The sequence below is a fragment of the Pseudomonas sp. F9001 genome (assembly GCF_013385435.1).
Classification (GTDB): Bacteria; Pseudomonadota; Gammaproteobacteria; order Pseudomonadales; family Pseudomonadaceae; genus Aquipseudomonas.
Map to the genome: position 1 here is coordinate 1 of NZ_JACAPX010000044.1, position 15,513 is coordinate 15,513.

Annotated in this window: 14 protein-coding genes; 2 read left to right on the top strand and 12 right to left on the bottom strand. The window is 62.6% G+C overall.

All coding sequences use genetic code 11. The annotated features are described in order from the left end of the window. Positions 1 to 182: 182 nt before the first annotated feature. From HX818_RS28710 to HX818_RS28750, 9 genes are all read right to left on the bottom strand, one after another. Positions 183 to 1,313, bottom strand: coding sequence for an MFS transporter (locus HX818_RS28710; RefSeq protein ID WP_177021185.1), 1,131 nt, complete (start codon positions 1,311 to 1,313; stop codon positions 183 to 185). Between the two features lie 75 nt (positions 1,314 to 1,388). Next, positions 1,389 to 2,753 carry an MFS transporter gene (locus tag HX818_RS28715; protein ID WP_177021186.1) on the bottom strand — a complete coding sequence of 455 codons (1,365 nt, stop codon included), beginning with the start codon at positions 2,751 to 2,753 and terminating at the stop codon, positions 1,389 to 1,391. A 92-nt stretch (positions 2,754 to 2,845) separates the two neighbouring features. Continuing rightward, positions 2,846 to 3,382 (bottom strand): alpha/beta fold hydrolase, encoded by a 537-nt coding sequence (locus HX818_RS28720; protein ID WP_008430463.1) that lies wholly within the window; start codon positions 3,380 to 3,382, stop codon positions 2,846 to 2,848. Positions 3,383 to 3,386: 4 nt separating this feature from the next. Continuing rightward, positions 3,387 to 4,163 carry a DNA-binding domain-containing protein gene (locus HX818_RS28725; protein ID WP_177010092.1) on the bottom strand — a complete coding sequence of 259 codons (777 nt, stop codon included), beginning with the start codon at positions 4,161 to 4,163 and terminating at the stop codon, positions 3,387 to 3,389. Then, positions 4,160 to 5,011 (bottom strand): DUF692 domain-containing protein, encoded by an 852-nt coding sequence (locus tag HX818_RS28730; RefSeq protein ID WP_177021190.1) that lies wholly within the window; start codon positions 5,009 to 5,011, stop codon positions 4,160 to 4,162. Before HX818_RS28730 ends, HX818_RS28725 begins: the two co-directional genes overlap by 4 nt. Before the next feature lie 56 nt (positions 5,012 to 5,067). Next, positions 5,068 to 5,340, bottom strand: a complete 273-nt coding sequence (locus tag HX818_RS28735; RefSeq protein ID WP_003211275.1) for a hypothetical protein — start codon at positions 5,338 to 5,340, stop codon at positions 5,068 to 5,070. A 25-nt stretch (positions 5,341 to 5,365) separates the two neighbouring features. Continuing rightward, positions 5,366 to 6,133 (bottom strand): alpha/beta fold hydrolase, encoded by a 768-nt coding sequence (locus HX818_RS28740; protein ID WP_003211274.1) that lies wholly within the window; start codon positions 6,131 to 6,133, stop codon positions 5,366 to 5,368. Between the two features lie 45 nt (positions 6,134 to 6,178). Further along, positions 6,179 to 6,607, bottom strand: a complete 429-nt coding sequence (locus HX818_RS28745) for a DoxX family protein (protein ID WP_177021187.1) — start codon at positions 6,605 to 6,607, stop codon at positions 6,179 to 6,181. Beyond that, positions 6,604 to 6,876: a DUF2282 domain-containing protein gene (locus HX818_RS28750; RefSeq protein WP_003211270.1), complete on the bottom strand. Its 273-nt coding sequence runs from the start codon at positions 6,874 to 6,876 to the stop codon at positions 6,604 to 6,606. Before HX818_RS28750 ends, HX818_RS28745 begins: the two co-directional genes overlap by 4 nt. 576 nt (positions 6,877 to 7,452) lie before the next feature. On the opposite strand from HX818_RS28750, the gene HX818_RS28755 reads away from it, so the two are divergent. Further along, positions 7,453 to 10,278, top strand: a complete 2,826-nt coding sequence (locus HX818_RS28755; RefSeq protein ID WP_177021188.1) for a winged helix-turn-helix domain-containing protein — start codon at positions 7,453 to 7,455, stop codon at positions 10,276 to 10,278. 106 nt (positions 10,279 to 10,384) lie between these two features. Here HX818_RS28755 and HX818_RS28760 read toward each other — a convergent pair whose 3' ends face one another. The 3 genes from HX818_RS28760 to HX818_RS28770 all read right to left on the bottom strand — a co-directional run bounded on the left by HX818_RS28760 (position 10,385) and on the right by HX818_RS28770 (position 12,875). Beyond that, positions 10,385 to 10,834: a hypothetical protein gene (locus HX818_RS28760; protein ID WP_177021191.1), complete on the bottom strand. Its 450-nt coding sequence runs from the start codon at positions 10,832 to 10,834 to the stop codon at positions 10,385 to 10,387. Positions 10,835 to 10,914: 80 nt separating this feature from the next. Further along, on the bottom strand, positions 10,915 to 12,195 hold the full coding sequence (locus HX818_RS28765) for a HAMP domain-containing sensor histidine kinase (protein WP_032898573.1): 1,281 nt from the start codon (positions 12,193 to 12,195) through the stop codon (positions 10,915 to 10,917). Further along, positions 12,192 to 12,875 (bottom strand): response regulator transcription factor, encoded by a 684-nt coding sequence (locus HX818_RS28770; protein WP_003211262.1) that lies wholly within the window; start codon positions 12,873 to 12,875, stop codon positions 12,192 to 12,194. The genes HX818_RS28765 and HX818_RS28770 overlap by 4 nt, the downstream gene beginning before the upstream one ends. A 213-nt stretch (positions 12,876 to 13,088) precedes the next feature. Here HX818_RS28770 and bamA point away from each other — a divergent pair, with 213 nt between their 5' ends. Continuing rightward, on the top strand, positions 13,089 to 15,461 hold the full coding sequence (gene bamA, locus HX818_RS28775; RefSeq protein ID WP_177021189.1) for an outer membrane protein assembly factor BamA: 2,373 nt from the start codon (positions 13,089 to 13,091) through the stop codon (positions 15,459 to 15,461). Positions 15,462 to 15,513 lie beyond the last annotated feature (52 nt).

Genomic DNA, 15,513 nt, shown 5'->3' on the forward strand with positions numbered 1-15,513 from the left:
GTCGCGGCGGCCCGCGGAGCCGAGCCGGAGTGCGGGCATGCCGAGCCTAGGCGAGGCACCGAGTGGTGGGGCAAAGACCTTTTGGTTACTTTTGGGGCGTTTGCCAAAAGTGACCCGCTGTAAGAGCGGAACCCTAAGTGGCCGTTACCGAAGAAACGGATATGTACCCCCCTCCCCCCATCTCATGCTAAACCCCTGGCCCGCCAGCAAAACACCGCACTGACCGCAATCGCCGCCCCCGCCACGCCAAACACCCAAGGCGCCGACGCCACCGGCAACAACAACCCCGCCAGCAAAGGCCCAAGCCCCGCCCCCACATCACGCCACACCGCATTCGACGCCAACGCCGAAACCCGCATCGCCCCCGGATTACGCTCCGCCACCAGCGTCGTCACCAACGGCAACTGCAACGCCCGCAACACCAACACCGCCGCCGCTCCCACAATCACCCAATGACTACCAAACGCCCCCAACGCCAACGCACTGAGAAACGAAAACAGCAGCAACATCGAAGTAGCACCAAACTGCTGCGCAGCACGCCCCCCCAGCGGGCTCAGAAGCAACTCCGACACATAACGCAACGCCATCAACCCACCGGCAATCAATACCGCATTGCCACCCAACAGCTTCTGCGCCTGAATCGACAGGCCAAAGATAAACAGCCCATCCAGCGCCACCCCTTCGATAAACGACCAGGTCGCCACACTGTCAGGCAACTTGAACCGCCGCCCCGGCGTGCCATGCAAATTGTGACCCGCAGCCGGCAACCCCCGCGCCATCCACAACCCCACCAGGCAACACACCGCCAGAATCCAGAAGATCGGCCGCGGCCCAACCTGCAACGTCAGCCACCCACCCAACGGCAAGGCCAGCATCGGCCCCAGGGCAATCAACGCCCGCGACCGCCCCGCCCGCCGCGCCGCACCCAGCGGTTCAGAGGTAGCCAATACTTGAGTGGAAAGGTTCAACGCCGCAAAACACAGGCCCCAGACCAACCGCAGCCCGAGCAAGGCCGCAAACCCGGACAGCATCGAGTTGCCAAGGGCACACACCGCCGCCGCGCCGGCGGCAATGGAGCACGTCAGCCGATCACCGTTACGGGCGTAGAAATTCAGAACATGCTTGTAGCCGAAGATCCGCACCAGGCGGTTGGCCGCCAGCAGCACCCCGGCCTGGGCCAGGGTGATACCGAACGCCTGGGACTCCATCGGCAGCACCAGGTACAGCAACACGTCACTGGGCAGGCACAGGCCAAGGGTCAGCGCGGCACGGCGGGAGTGGGAATCAGCACTGCGTTGGGCCAGATCAGACATAAAAGCTGAAACATTCAGAATTATTTAGACGGCCACGGTAGCCGTCTACCTCAAGGTTTTACAAGGCCCAAATGATTAAACCTTGACGCCGTCCTGCATCAGGCGCAACCCGCTGGCCACCGCGCCCACCAGGGCAAACCCGCAGCCCAGCCACAACGCGTACTGCGGGCCGCTGCTCAGGGACAGGTGGAAACACAACGCCACCAACGAAGCGCCGAGTGTCTGCCCCATCAACCGCGACGTGGCAACGATCCCGCTGGCTCCCCCGCTGCGGGCAATCGGTGCGCTGGTCATGATCGCCTTGAGGTTGGGCGACTGGAAAAAACCGAACCCGGCGCCACACAGGGCCATGCGCCAACCGATGTCGAAGGTCGAGGCGTCGTTGCCCAGGGTCGCCAGCGAGGCCATGCCCGCGCTCAACATCACCAGGCCGATGCCGCACAACAATGCCAGGGAGATACGGTCCGCCAGGCGCCCGGCAATCAGCGCCATCACCGCGACCACCGCCGGCCACGGCGTCATCAGGAAACCGGTGGCCACCTGGCTGTGCCCCAACACGGTTTGCAACAGGAACGGCAGCGACACAAACGCCAGCCCCTGGGCGCTGAACGCGCAAATCGCGGTGAGGGCCGACAAGGTGAACAGCGGGCGCTTGAACAGATCCACCGCCAGCATCGGCGCCGGGTGCCCGGCCTGACGGCGGATCAGCAACAGCCCGCACAGCAGCGCCACGGCGATCAGCCCCAGCGTCAACACCGCCTGCGCACCGTGCACCGCCGAGCCCAGGCCCAGCACCAGCAGGGCAAACAACCCGGCGCAGAGAATTGCCGCCAGCCGGTCGAAGGCATGCCCGGTGATCGGGATCACCGGAATCGCCCGCACCCCGAGCCACAAGGCCAATGCCCCAAGGGGCAGGTTGATCAGGTACAACCAGTGCCAGGTAGCCACCGATAGAATCGCCGACGCCGCCGTCGGCCCCAGGGTAAAGGCCAGCCCCACCACCAGTGAGTTATACCCCAGCCCCCGGCCGAGGATTTTTGCCGGGTAGATGTGCCGCAGCAGCGCAATGTTGACGCTCATGATTGCCGCAGCACCCAGGCCCTGCACCACCCGGGCGGCAGTCAGCGTCGGCAGTGACCAGGCCAGCCCGCAAAACAGCGACGCCACCACAAACACCAGCAAGCCGCCGAGGAACACCCGGCGGTGGCCGACCACATCACTCAGGGACGCAAAGGGCAGTACCGCCGCAATGGTCGCCAACTGGTAGGCATTGACCACCCAGATCACCGAAGCGGAGTCGGTGCCAATCCCTTCGGCCAGGGTCGGCAACGCGGTGTTGACGATGGCCGTGTCGAGGGTCGCCATGCCGATCCCCAGGGAAATGGCGACAACCGCCGCTAGACGCTTATCACTGGGCAACCCATCAGCTACTGAAGACATGGACAATCCGCACACGTGGCAAAGGCGTCTAGATTACGGGCAGCGGCCTTTTTTTTCAGCGGGCAAATGCGCGGCTGTCCAAATATTCATGTTCAGGTGCGCCATTTGCCCATCTGCGCCATCTGCACCAGCACCTCGGCCAGGGCGGGCTGCGGCGCGCTGTTGACGGTGACCAGCGCCACACAGCGGCTCGGCCGCAAGGTGGCCGCTGCCGTGACGGCACGACCGCCGAGATCGAACCCACCCAGCACAGCCTCGGGAATGTGCAAGGCGTTCATCAGGTCCAGAACGTCCTGGCCGAGAACGACTTCCTGAGTGACGGCGGGCGCAGCCTTGTCCAGTTGCGTGGTGCTGCCATGGCCTCGCAGGTACGGGATGACTACCCGAAAGCCTTGGGACACCAGATGCGGCGAGACCTCGGCAAAACGCTCAAGGTCGCCGTCAGCCCCATGCAGCAAAATGATCGGCCGGCCGCCTTCCGGGCCGGCTTCGTAGTAGCCGATATCCAGCAGGTCGGTGCTGACCTGGCGGATCGTCCAGGGCGCAGGCGCCGCCCATACCGGCAGTGACAGCGCGACTGAAGCAATGGCGCTGGAAATCAGAAAGCGACGGCGATTGAAAAAAGACATAGGTTTATAGCTCCGAAAAATTCGACACTGGAAGGTCGTCAACAACCCCCACAATCAACTCGCTGCCGATCCAGCCGGCCAGCCACTCACCGGCTTTTGCCACGCCCTCCTCCTCCCCCAGGCGCTCCACCAGAAACTCGCACAACCCGGCGAAACTGCCGTCACCTTGCAGGTGCACCAACGCCTGGAACTCCAGAGCCTCGACTTGCCGCAAGCGCGAGGTGAACTGGCGACGCCACACCAGCAGCCCACCGGCCTCGGCCAGCATCAGCGCCTCGGGCGCCGGGGTTTGCTGCCACAATGCCGACCAGATCGCCTCGGCGTTGGTGGTCAGCCCATGGCAGCGCAGCGACGGCGTGAGTTGCAGGCGTGCCGTGTCCCAATCCACCGACGCCAGCACGTCCATGGGCAACGGGCTGGCATCGGCGGCGACAAACGCTTCATTGAGCGACGACTCGATCCAGGCCAGTTCATGCACGTCGGGATTGTTGGGGAACAGTTCGCCCAGGGTCAGGTGAAAACCCTCGGGATAGACGTCCAGGGTCCAGGCATGGGGCGGATGCCGGTCGATATGGCTGACGCACGCGGCCAGGAACGCCTCGTCCCCGACCCAGCGCCGCAGGTTGGGAAACGCCTGTTCCAGGCAACCCACCAATTGCGCGCGGTAGTTGTTCTGATACACCGCCAGTCCCGCGGCCTTGTTACCCAACATCTCGGCCGACTGCTCCGAGGCACTCACCAGCCAGGTATGAAAAGCCTGCTGCCATTGCGCGAGATTCATGAGCGCACCTGCGCACGCTTGTAGGCCTCGGAGGCACCGAACATGCGGGCGATCGACAGCTCCTCCAGCAGCTCTGCCAGGGGCGGGATCTCGTCATCGCGCTCGATCATCGTGGCGACCGGGCCGAGCAACGCAACGGCCTTGGCATACAAGTCCCAGACGCCGTCACACACCGGGCTGTCGTGGCTGTCGATCAGCAAATCGCGGCCCTGGCTATGGCCGGCCAGGTGAATTTGCCGGACCCGCTCGGCCGGAATCCCGTCGAGAAACGCGAGAGCGTCAAAGCCATGGTTGCTGGCGCTGACAAACACATTATTGACGTCCAGCAACAGCTCGCAGCCGGTGCGCCGGGACATGGCGGCGATGAATTCCCACTCGCTCATGGACGCGTCATCAAAGGCCAGGTAGCTGGACGGGTTTTCAAACAGCATCGTGCGGCCCAACACTTCTTGAGCCAGGTCGATATTGGCGCAGACCCGGTCCAATGCCTCATGGGTGTAAGGCACCGGCAACAGATCATGGGAGTTGAACCCCCCGCTGCGGGACCAGCTCAAGTGGTCGGACACAAACAGCGGTTCGATCTCGTCCACCAGCGACTTGAGGCGTTTCAGGTAATCGCGATCGAGGCCCTCGGCCGTGCCGATCGACATCGACACCCCGTGCAGCGCCACCGGATACCGCTCGCGAATCTGGCGCAGGATGTGCCGGGGCTGGCCGCCCGCGACCATGAAATTCTCGGAGATCACTTCAACGAAATCCACCGCCACCGGGTTCTCCAGGAACTCGCTGTAGTGTTCCTTGCGCAGCCCCAGGCCATAGCCTGGAAAACGCGGGTTGGGTGTCGGCATCATGTGGTCTCCGTTGCATAAATAGGCGGCGGGCCCAACCTGGGCCCGCCGGGGTGTTACTTCGGTTCGGTAGTGGTGCCGCCCAGCTTCAGGCACTCGGACGGGGTCTTGACGACAACGCCCTGGCCCTTGCAGCTGTTGAGGCCCTTGCAATCGTTCTTGGCCGTGGCGCACAGGCTTTCGCCCTTGCAGTTGTTCACGCCGTAGCAGCGACCCGGCTGTTCCGGCTGGTCGGCGGCGCTGGCGGCCGCCGCGAAGGAAGCGGACGCCATGGCGATCAGGGCGGCAGCAGTGGCAAGGCTCAAGCGGGATTTGATGGATGTGCTCATGGGTATTACTCCTCGGGGGTGGGGTTTATTTGATGACGGATGCCGCGTCTTCGATGACCTTCGCCACAGCCTCGGGCTGGGAGATGTACACCGAGTGGCTGGCCTTGATTTCAGTGACTTTCGAGCCGGCGCGCTTGTACATCCAGCGCTGCAGATCGGGGCTCAGGGCACGGTCTTCGGTGGAAACCACGGCGTAGGTCGGCTTCTTGTGCCAGGCCGCGGCCCACACGGTGCCGCCGAACAGCGCGGTGGTGGCCGGCACCTGGGAGGCGGCCATGAAGTCGGTGCGGTTGGTGGTCAGGTCGGCAGCAAAATCGGCATTGAACTTGGTGCGATCAAAGAACAGATGCCCGTCGCGGGTCTGCATCACGTCATTGCTCGGCGCCGGCATCGACGACAGCAGCTGGCTCATGTTCTCGCCGACTTCCGGTTGCAGGGCCGAGACATAGACCATCGACTTGACCTTGTCGCGGTCACCGGCAATCGAGATCACCCCGCCGCCGGAGCTGTGACCCACCAGCACCACCGGGCCGACCTGCTGCTCCAGCACTTCGCGGGCCTCGGCCACGTCGGCGGCGAGGCTTTCATGGCCCTGATGCACCACGGTGACCTTGTAGCCCTTGTGAATCAGGATGTCGTGCACCACTCGCCAGCCGGAGCCGTCGACAAAGGAACCGGGCACGATCACCACGCTTTTACCGGTGCCCGGCTGGGGCTTGGCTGCATCGGCGGCCGAGGCCACCAACGGTGTAGCGAGTGCCATGGCGATCGCCAGGGAAGAAAGAATACGCATGCGACTCTCCACAGGCCTTGGGGCCTGATCATTGTTGTGAAAGGGTTAACGGCGTTGGCCGGACAGCACGCGGTCCAGTGACCAGGCCCCGCCGCCATATGCCAGCAGCGGCAGCAACAAGCCCGCCCAGGTCAGGTGGGTCGGCCAGGCGTCGGGGTATACGAACACCTCGATCACCAGGGTCATGCCCAACAGCGCGGCAGCCGCCGGGCGGGTCAGCAGGCCCAGCACCAGCAACAGCGGGAACAGATGCTCGGTGTAGGTCGCCAGGTGCGCTGCCCAGTCCGGCGGCACCAGCGGCAAGGCGTATTCCGAGCGAAACAAGGTGTAGGTCGACGGCTTGAGCTGCAGGAAACCGGTCACCTTGGTGCGGCCCGAGAGGAAAAACACCGAAGCGATCCCGAGGCGGGCCACCAGCAACAGCAGCGCCTCAGGCAGCACACGCTTGAGCACCGCAGGGGCCAGGGCAATCATGGTTGTTCCGTCAGGCTGCCGAAGCCTTTGGGGGTTTTGATCTGGGTGCAGGTGCCTTTGTCCACCAGCACCCAGGCGTTGCCCTGGTAATCCGCCTTGGCGGTGCCGGCGCAGGAAGTCCCGGCACCGGCGGCGCAATCGTTGGCACCGGCGAGGGACACGCCGAAGCATTTTTCCTGAGGCTTGGCATCCTCGGCATGGGCGGTGGCGGCGAAGGCACCGAGGGACAGTGCGAGGGTGGCGGCAAGGGCTGCGTAATGGCGCTTCATTGTTGAATCTCCTGGCTTGACTGAATGTGGCCAGGGCGCTTGTGCGGTGGGTGACCGCCTGCGCCATCTGGTAGACAGATTTAAAGCCAGGCGTGTATCCCGTCTGTGTCGCGTTCCCTCCTTCTATTCATGCCGGTGTATCAGGTGGGTGCTGATACACAGTCTGATACACAGCCAAAAAAACCACGCCAAACCACCGCCGTTTTATTCGGCATCCCGAACGACACAATTAGAAATATTCGCCTTTCCGAACACCCACCTTCCCCCGCCTTCGACGACCTCAAAAATCCCCATAAATTTCATACGGTTGTTGTCATCTTTGTTACATGCCAACTGGCATACATTCTGCTACATCAGGTTTTCTAGTAATAAAATGTTTCTAAATTGAAACAGTCTCATCGCCTGAAACCCAACGGCCCCGCGCCCTATAACAACGTCCATGCCCCAAAGGAGGGCGACAACTCTCACCTTTTTGATCGACTTCAACTCTCCAAGCCTGCTGCCGCACGTAAGCACCCAAAAGGGCGAATGGCCTGATCGCCAATAACAAGCCCGACTACAAAAAAGGACAAATTGATGAGTTCGAGCAAATACCCCGCAGTGTCCTTCACGGACCTCGTCCCCCAGGCCCCGGACCACACCGAGAATGCAATCGGTTTTGGCCCCTTTCTCTTGTTGGCGCGCCAGCATGTATTGCTGCGCAACGGCGAGCCGGTGACCCTCGGCAGCCGCGCCTTGTACTTGCTGATCGCCCTCGCCAGCCGGGCTGGCGAGTTGCTGGAAAAGTCCGAGCTGATCTCTTTCGCCTGGCCCAAAGTGGTGGTGGAGGAATGCAACCTGCGCGCGCAGATCGTTGCGCTGCGCCGGGCGCTGGGGGATGACGGCAACTTCAGCTACATCGTCACCGTGCCGGGCCGGGGTTATCGGTTTGTCGCGCCGGTGACGATGCAGGCAGTGAGTGAAGGCGCCATCGCCCAGGCGCTGGTACCCGCCCCGACGGTGGACGTGCCCAACCTGCAACCGCCGCCCAGCACAGTGATTGGTCGCGAACAGCTGATCCTGAGCCTGGCCGACCAGGTACTGAGCCAGCGTTTCGTGACCATCACCGGCCCCGGCGGCATCGGCAAGACCACCGTGGCCCTGGCCGTGGCGCAACTGCTGCAGGGCCGCTTTCACCAGGGCATGTGCTTCGTCGACCTGGCCCCCGCCACCAGCGGCCAATGGGTGGCCGGCATGCTCGCCAACGCCCTGGGCATTCAAAGCGTAAGTGACGAGCCCTTGCAAAGCGTGGCCTCGATGCTCGCCAACAGCCCGTTGCTGCTGGTGCTCGACAACTGCGAACACGTGCTGCAAGCCACCGCCGACGCGGTCGAGGTGCTTCTGCGTTGCGCGCCCCAGTGCTGCGTGCTGACCACCAGCCGCGAGCCGCTGCGGGCCGAGGGCGAACGGGTACACGACCTCGGCCCGTTGCTGGTGCCGGACGAAGACGTGAACTTGAGTGCCGAGCAAGCCATGACCTGGTCGGGCATCGCGTTGTTCATCGAACGGGTCAAGGCCCTCGACCCCGGCTTCGTGTTCAAGGACACCGACGTCGCCGCCGCCAGCGCCATCTGTCGCAAGCTCGATAGCAACGCCCTGGCCATCGAAATCGCCGCAGCGCGGGTCCGCACCTTTGGCATCCAGGACCTGGTGGGGTTGCTCGACGGCAGCTTCCGCCTGCAAATGACCGGCCGGCGCACCGCCCTCGCCCGCCACCGTTCACTGAGCGCGACCCTGGACTGGACCTACTCGATGCTCACCGGCGACGAACAGGCCATGTTGCGCCAACTGGCGGTGTTCACCGGTTCTTTTACCCTGGACGCGGTCAAGGCCATGACCGCCAGCAGCACCCTCGATGCACGCAATGCCCTGCCCTTGCTTGAAAGCCTGATGGACAAGTCGCTGCTGATCGCCGGTGAATCGCAGTTGCTCAAGCGCTACCGCCTGCTGGAAACCACCCGCGCCTACGCCCTGGAGAAGCTCAACGAACACGGCGAAGCCGATGCCACCCGCCAGCGTCATGCACTGTATGCGCTGGGCGTACTGCAGGAAGCCGGGCAGACCCTCGACGGGCTTTCTCCCGAGACCTGGATCGGCCTCTACGGCCCGGAAATCAACACCATCCGCACCGCGCTGGAGTGGGCCTTTTCAGCCTCGGGCGACCTGCCCACCGGCATCGAACTGACCCTGGGCGGCGTGCCGTTGTGGCTGCGCCTGTCGCTGGTCAGCGAGTGCCGCACCTGGGTCGACAAAGGCCTGGCCAGCGCCGCCACCACCCCGCTGCCGCTGCGCCAGCGCATGCTGTTGCAAACCGCCCTGGCCAGCGTGCTGATGCTCACCTATGGCACCGGCGGGCCAATGCGCGAAGCCTGGCGCCAGGTGCGTGAAGACGCCCGCGACCTGGGCGATGCCGAGCACAAGCTGCGGGCGCTGTGGGGCCTGTGGAGTGACCGCTGCGGCTGCAACCAGTACGCCGAAGCACTGGAATTGGCCGAGCGCTACATCAGCCTGAGCCACAGCGGCAACCAGCAACTGCTGGGTAAACGCATGCGCGCGCTGGCGTTGTTTCACATGGGCGACCTGGCCGGCGCCCGACAGAATATCGACGAGGCACTGGGGTCACCGTCAGCCCCGCGCTCGCACATTATCGACGTGCATTTTGACCAGCGCATCGCCGCCCGCTGCCTCAAGGCACAGGTGCAGTTGCTGGAAGGCGATGTCGACCCGGCGCTGCGCCTGATCGGCAGTTGCGTCGATGAAGCCATCACCCTCGATCACCCCGCGACCCTCTGGTACACCCTGTGCCTGGGGGCAATTCCCCTGGCGCTGTTGGCGTCCAACCTGCCCAAGGTGCGGTATTACCTGGGCTTGCTGCAAGACAGCACGACCCAGCAGGACCTGCACATCTGGCGTCAGTTTCGGCTGTGCTTCGAGAGCATCCTGCTGATCCGCCAGGGGTCGCCCGAAGAAGGCGTGCCGTTGCTGGGTGAGGCCTTGCATCACCTGCATGGCCAAGGCGACAGCCAGCTTTATAGCTTGCTGCGTTGTGAATACGCCCTGGGTCTGGCGCGGCTGGGCCTGGAGAAGCTGGCGCTGGAGGTATTGGAAGACACCCTGCAATTGGCGCTGGGCCGGCATGAGCGCTGGTTCGTGCCGCAGATGTTGCGGATCAAGGCGCAGCTGATTCTGCGTCAGGCCCAGTACGGGTCGGTGGACAAGGCCAAGGTGTTGCTGCGCCAGGCGTGGGTGGATGCGCAACTGGCCGGGGCGCATTTCTGGCGGGCGCAGATTGCCAGTGACCTGGCCAGGTTGCAGGAGCCGAAGATGCGGATTGCTTCGTTGCCAAGGTTTCAGCACCGGTAGAGGCTGCCGGCATGTAACGGTAAAAAGGGGACGGTAAAAAGGGGACAGATCTATTTTATAAATAAATCTGTCCCCTTTTCGCTCTTTTTGAACTCCGGCAGCCGCGCTATTGATCCGCCGCATAGATGACGGTTTGCGCACTGTCGGGTGCAGCGGGTCGGCGGGTGAAGTAGGTGTCGCCTTCATCCGTATGAATCTCGTATTCAAACTTGCTGGTCGCGCGGCCCGTGGCGGTGGCGTGCTTGATGATCTTCAGCACGCGCTGGAATTTCACACTTTGGGTGCCGTTCTGGCTGGGCCCGGTGAGCACGTTGACGCTTTGAAACCAGCCGTCGTTCTTCTTGTTCGCCACCAGGGCGCCGGTCATGGCTTCAAACCGCTCCAGCCGGGTAAAGCCCCACAATGTCTGCTCTTCCACGGTTTGGCCGAGGGCCGCAGAGCCGGTAAACACGAACAGGTTGATCGCCGGGCTGTCTTCACAGAAGAAATCGTAAGGCACCAGGCCGTCGACCATTTTCTTGCCGGCCACGAAGCCTTTTTTGTGCACCTGAAACATCGCCACCTCCACGCCAATGGCGTCACTGAACATCAGCTCACGCAGGAGAAAAGTCTAAAGGCGCAGGGCGTACAGGGCGGTCAAGCCAATGTAATATCGTGTAAAGATCCCACCCGAGGCAGGATGATTTCCACGCTCAACCCGCCGGACGGCTCGTTGTGCGCCTCGATGGTGCCGCCATGCATTTCCACGGACCTCAAGGCGATCGCCAGGCCCAGTCCGAAACCGGCATCGGTGTCATGCGGGCCACGTTCGAAAGGCTCGAAAATACTCCGCAACCGCAGGTTTTCAACGCCCGGACCCTGATCGGTGATCAATACCCGCAGCCAACGGGTGTCGGGGCTGACCTCCGCCGAAACCCGCACCGTGGTATCAGGCTGCGTGTAGCGCACGGCATTTCGAATGACATTTTCGAAACACCGATACAGCAGCTCGCCGCTGGCCCGACTGACAAAGTCCGGACACGCCTGCAAGCTGACACTGCAGCCTTTGATACCCGCCTCGAACTGGGCATCCTCGACAATCACGGCCAGCAATTCGACGATATCCACCGGCTCGCGCTCGATGCTTTCGGGACGGCCCTGCACACGCGCCAGGGTCAGCAGCGCCTCGATCAGCGTGTCCATGCGCGCCGATTCACGCTGGATGCGCCCGAGCATTTCCTGGCGTGCCGGGTCTTGCTGCAACAGCCCGATGGCCACTTGCAGGCGCGTCAACGGTGAGCGCAGTTCATGGGAGATGTCGTGCAACAGCTGTTGCTGGGCCTCCACCAGCAGCTTGAGCTGGTTGGCCATGCGGTCGCAGTCTTCGGCCAGGTCGACGATTTCATCACGGCGCTTGCCCATCATCGGCCGCACCCGGGTTTCGAAGCGGCCCAGCGCAACGTCGCCCATCGCCCGCCGCAGATAAGCCAGCGGCCACGCCAGGTAGTAGGCCATGTACCCACTGAACAGCGCGCTCATCAGCGTGCCGATGATCAGCGGGATCCAGTGGCCCAGGCGCCCGGGTTCGTGGGGAGGATGGGAAGACCTGAGGGACAGCGCGGCCCCGTCCTTGCTGATCAGCGACTTTTCATAAGCCACCTGCGAGACCGGCGTGCCGGCCAGCAATTGACCGGCACTGTCATAAACGCCAATGGCTTGGCCGTGGGGTGGCTGCCACACCGCCAGGAGCTGGCGGCCCGACTCGACACCGTACTGTTCCAGCAACTGTTCTTCGCTGGCCAGGATCGCATCCAGATGGTGATCCCCCGGGCCAAGGCTGCCCGCCACGAGAATGCTCAACCCCACCAGGAACGTCAGGCTGGTGGCCAGCCAAAAGGCCAGGAACAGTTTCCAGAACAGCCGGCTGGGTTTCATCATTCGGCGATCAACAGGTAACCGAGGCCACGCACGCTCTGGATCCAGGCCTTGGCATCCGGGCGCGGGCCCAACTTCTGGCGAATGCTGCTGATATGCACGTCGATGCGCCGGTCATAGCGGGTCAACGGGCAGCCCAGGGCATTGAGCGACAGGTCCTTTTTGCTCACCACCTGGCCGGCGCACCGGGCCAGCACTTCAAGTAGGCTGAATTCGGTACTGGTCAGCCCCAGTGCGCAGCCTTTCCAGAGGGCCTGGCGCTTGCCGGGCCAGAGCACCAGGGCGCCGGTCTTGATCACGTCAGCGGCCGGCGGGTCCACGGGCTGCACCCGGCGCATGATCGCGCGCAGCCGCGCCACCAGCTCACCCGGGGAACTGGGCTTGGGCACATAATCGTCCGCGCCGAGTTCCAGCCCGGTGATCCGGTCGATGTTGTCGCCACGGGCCGTGAGCAACACCACCGGCACCTGGCTGCTGGCCCGGATACGCCGGAGCACCTCGATGCCCGAGAGCCTGGGCAGCATCACGTCCAGCACCACAATGCTGTAGCGCCCCGACAGTGCCTCGACCTCACCCTCCTCGCCGGTGTGCACACAGGTCGCCTCAAAGCCTTCATGCTCCAGGTATTGGCCCAGCATTTCAGTCAGTTCCTGGTCATCGTCGACTAGCAATACGCGGATCATGGCGAGCTCGTGAAAGGGTACCCCCACAGTATCGCCCAGCCTCATCGCCCCGGGGCCAACCTTTACCTAACTTGACACTTGGTTAACCGCACCAAACCCGCGCCGCTCTTATGCTTGCCGTCCACCCGTCTGGCCGCGTTGTGGTGACCCGTCTGCGGCGAGTCATCCCGGCGCGCTTGCGCTGCTTGTCGATGTGTTCTGGAAAAGATCTTGATGAATTTTTCGCGCCTGCTCTGCTCGGTTGCGCTGCTGCTCAATGTCACACTTGCACACGCTGAAGCCTTCAAAATCTCGGATATCCGTATCAACGGTCTGCAACGGGTCTCGGCGGGCAGCGTGTTTGGTGCCTTGCCGCTGAACGTGGGGGACGAGGCGGATGACCGACGGCTGGTGGATTCCACCCGTGCGTTGTTCAAGACCGGCTTCTTCCAGGACATCCAATTGAGCCGCGACGGCACGGTGCTGATCATCAATGTGGTCGAGCGCCCATCGGTGTCCAGCATCGAGTTCGAAGGCAACAAGGCCATCTCCACCGAAGACCTGCTCAAGGGCATGAAGCAGTCGGGCCTGGCCGAGGGCGAGATCTTCCAGCGCGCCACCCTGGAAGGCATGCGCAACGAACTGCAGCGCCAGTACGTGGCCCAGGGTCGCTATTCGGCCACGGTCGACACCGAAGTGCTGCCGCAGCCGCGTAACCGCGTGGGCCTGAAGGTCAAGATCGACGAAGGCTCCGTGGCCGCGATCCAGCACATCAACGTGGTGGGCAACCACGTGTTTACCGACAAGGAACTGATCGGCACGTTCACCCTCAAGACCAGCAACTGGCTATCGTTCTTCACCAACGATGACAAGTACGCCCGTGAAAAACTCACCGGGGACCTGGAACGCCTGCGCTCCTATTACCTGGACCGTGGTTATATCAACATGGACATCACCTCGACCCAGGTGTCCATCACCCCGGACAAGAAGCACGTCTACATCACCGTCAACATCAACGAAGGCGAGAAATACACGGTGCGTGACGTGACGCTCAGCGGCGACTTGAAAGTGCCCCAGGACCAGCTTGAAGCCCTGTTGCTGGTGCAGAAAGGCCAGGTGTTCTCGCGCAAGCTGATGACCACCACCTCGGACCTGATCACCCGGCGCCTGGGTAACGACGGCTACACCTTCGCCAACGTCAACGGCATGCCCACGCCCCACGATGAAGACCACAGCGTGGACATCGTGTTTGCGGTCGACCCGGGCAAACGGGCCTACGTGAACCGCATCAACTTCCGTGGCAACACCAAGACCGACGACCAGGTGCTACGCCGGGAAATGCGCCAGATGGAAGGTGGCTGGGCGTCGACCTACCTGATCGACCAGTCCAAGGTTCGCCTTGAGCGCCTGGGCTTCTTCAAGGAGGTCAACGTCGAAACCCCGGCCGTGGCGGGGGTCGACGACCAGCTTGATGTGAACTACGCGGTCGAAGAACAAGCGTCTGGCTCGATTACCGCCAGCGTCGGTTTTGCCCAGGATGCCGGGCTGATCCTTGGCGGTTCGATCACCCAGAACAACTTCCTGGGCACCGGAGATTATGCCAGCCTGGGCCTGACCCGCTCGCAGTACCAGAGCAAGTACAACATTGGCTTTACCAACCCCTACTTCACGCCGGACGGGGTGAGCCTGGGCTATAACGCGTTCTACAGTGCCACCGATTACAACAACTACTACGACGATGGCAGCGGTGTTTCCTACTACTCCATCAACAGTTACGGCCTGGGGGCCACACTCGGCTACCCGATCAATGAAACCTCGCGGTTGAGTTTCGGCCTGACGGTGCAACACGACAGTATCGACCCGGGCATCTACAGCTCTGATGAGATTTACGATTTTCTTCAGCGCGAAGGCAGTGAGTTCACCAACTTCAAGGCCAACCTTGGGTGGTCGGAGTCGACGTTGAACAAAGGCGTGATGCCGACCCGTGGTTACTCGCAGAACCTGAACCTGACGGTGACGCTTCCGGGCAGTGACTTGAGTTTCTACAAACTCGATTATTCCGGGCAGACATTTGTGCCGATCACCAATTCGACGACGCTGCGTTTGCATACCAAGCTCGGTTACGCCAACGGGTACGGCTCGACGGACGGCCTGCCGTTTTATGAAAACTACACGGCCGGGGGTGAAGGTTCGGTGCGCGGGTTTGAAAGCGGCACGCTTGGGCCGCGCAGTACGCCGGCGACCGGGGCGTATGCCAGTGCGGGCCAGCAGTACTACAGCGACCGCAGTCCCGAGGCGTTGGGGGGCAACATCCTGATTACCGGGGGGGCGGAATATCTGTTTCCGATGCCGTTCCTTAAAGATAATAAGTCGGTGCGTACGTCTGTGTTCTGGGATGTGGGTAACGTGTATTCGGACAAGTGTGCCCTCAGTACTACCCAGGGTTGTAATGGGGTTGACCTGAGTCAGCTGGGTGCATCTGTGGGGGTTGGGGCTACGTGGTACAGCCCGTTGGGGCCGTTGAGTATCAACCTGGCGTTGCCGGTTCGTACGCCGGAGAATGCGACCAAGCAGGTGTTCCAGTTCTCCATGGGGCAGAATTTCTGATCTGCCTGGGTACATATCCGTTTTTGCGGTTATGGCCGCTATTGGTTCCGCT

Excerpts from the sequence above, each read along its gene's own strand:
- HX818_RS28710 (WP_177021185.1), bottom strand. The coding sequence starts at position 1,313 with ATGTCTGATCTGGCCCAACGCAGTGCTGATTCCCACTCCCGCCGTGCC.
- HX818_RS28715 (WP_177021186.1), bottom strand. The coding sequence starts at position 2,753 with ATGTCTTCAGTAGCTGATGGGTTGCCCAGTGATAAGCGTCTAGCGGCG.
- HX818_RS28720 (WP_008430463.1), bottom strand. The coding sequence starts at position 3,382 with ATGTCTTTTTTCAATCGCCGTCGCTTTCTGATTTCCAGCGCCATTGCT.
- HX818_RS28725 (WP_177010092.1), bottom strand. The coding sequence starts at position 4,163 with ATGAATCTCGCGCAATGGCAGCAGGCTTTTCATACCTGGCTGGTGAGT.
- HX818_RS28730 (WP_177021190.1), bottom strand. The coding sequence starts at position 5,011 with ATGCCGACACCCAACCCGCGTTTTCCAGGCTATGGCCTGGGGCTGCGC.
- HX818_RS28735 (WP_003211275.1), bottom strand. The coding sequence starts at position 5,340 with ATGAGCACATCCATCAAATCCCGCTTGAGCCTTGCCACTGCTGCCGCC.
- HX818_RS28740 (WP_003211274.1), bottom strand. The coding sequence starts at position 6,133 with ATGCGTATTCTTTCTTCCCTGGCGATCGCCATGGCACTCGCTACACCG.
- HX818_RS28745 (WP_177021187.1), bottom strand. The coding sequence starts at position 6,607 with ATGATTGCCCTGGCCCCTGCGGTGCTCAAGCGTGTGCTGCCTGAGGCG.
- HX818_RS28750 (WP_003211270.1), bottom strand. The coding sequence starts at position 6,876 with ATGAAGCGCCATTACGCAGCCCTTGCCGCCACCCTCGCACTGTCCCTC.
- HX818_RS28755 (WP_177021188.1), top strand. The coding sequence starts at position 7,453 with ATGAGTTCGAGCAAATACCCCGCAGTGTCCTTCACGGACCTCGTCCCC.
- HX818_RS28760 (WP_177021191.1), bottom strand. The coding sequence starts at position 10,834 with ATGTTTCAGGTGCACAAAAAAGGCTTCGTGGCCGGCAAGAAAATGGTC.
- HX818_RS28765 (WP_032898573.1), bottom strand. The coding sequence starts at position 12,195 with ATGATGAAACCCAGCCGGCTGTTCTGGAAACTGTTCCTGGCCTTTTGG.
- HX818_RS28770 (WP_003211262.1), bottom strand. The coding sequence starts at position 12,875 with ATGATCCGCGTATTGCTAGTCGACGATGACCAGGAACTGACTGAAATG.
- bamA (WP_177021189.1), top strand. The coding sequence starts at position 13,089 with ATGAATTTTTCGCGCCTGCTCTGCTCGGTTGCGCTGCTGCTCAATGTC.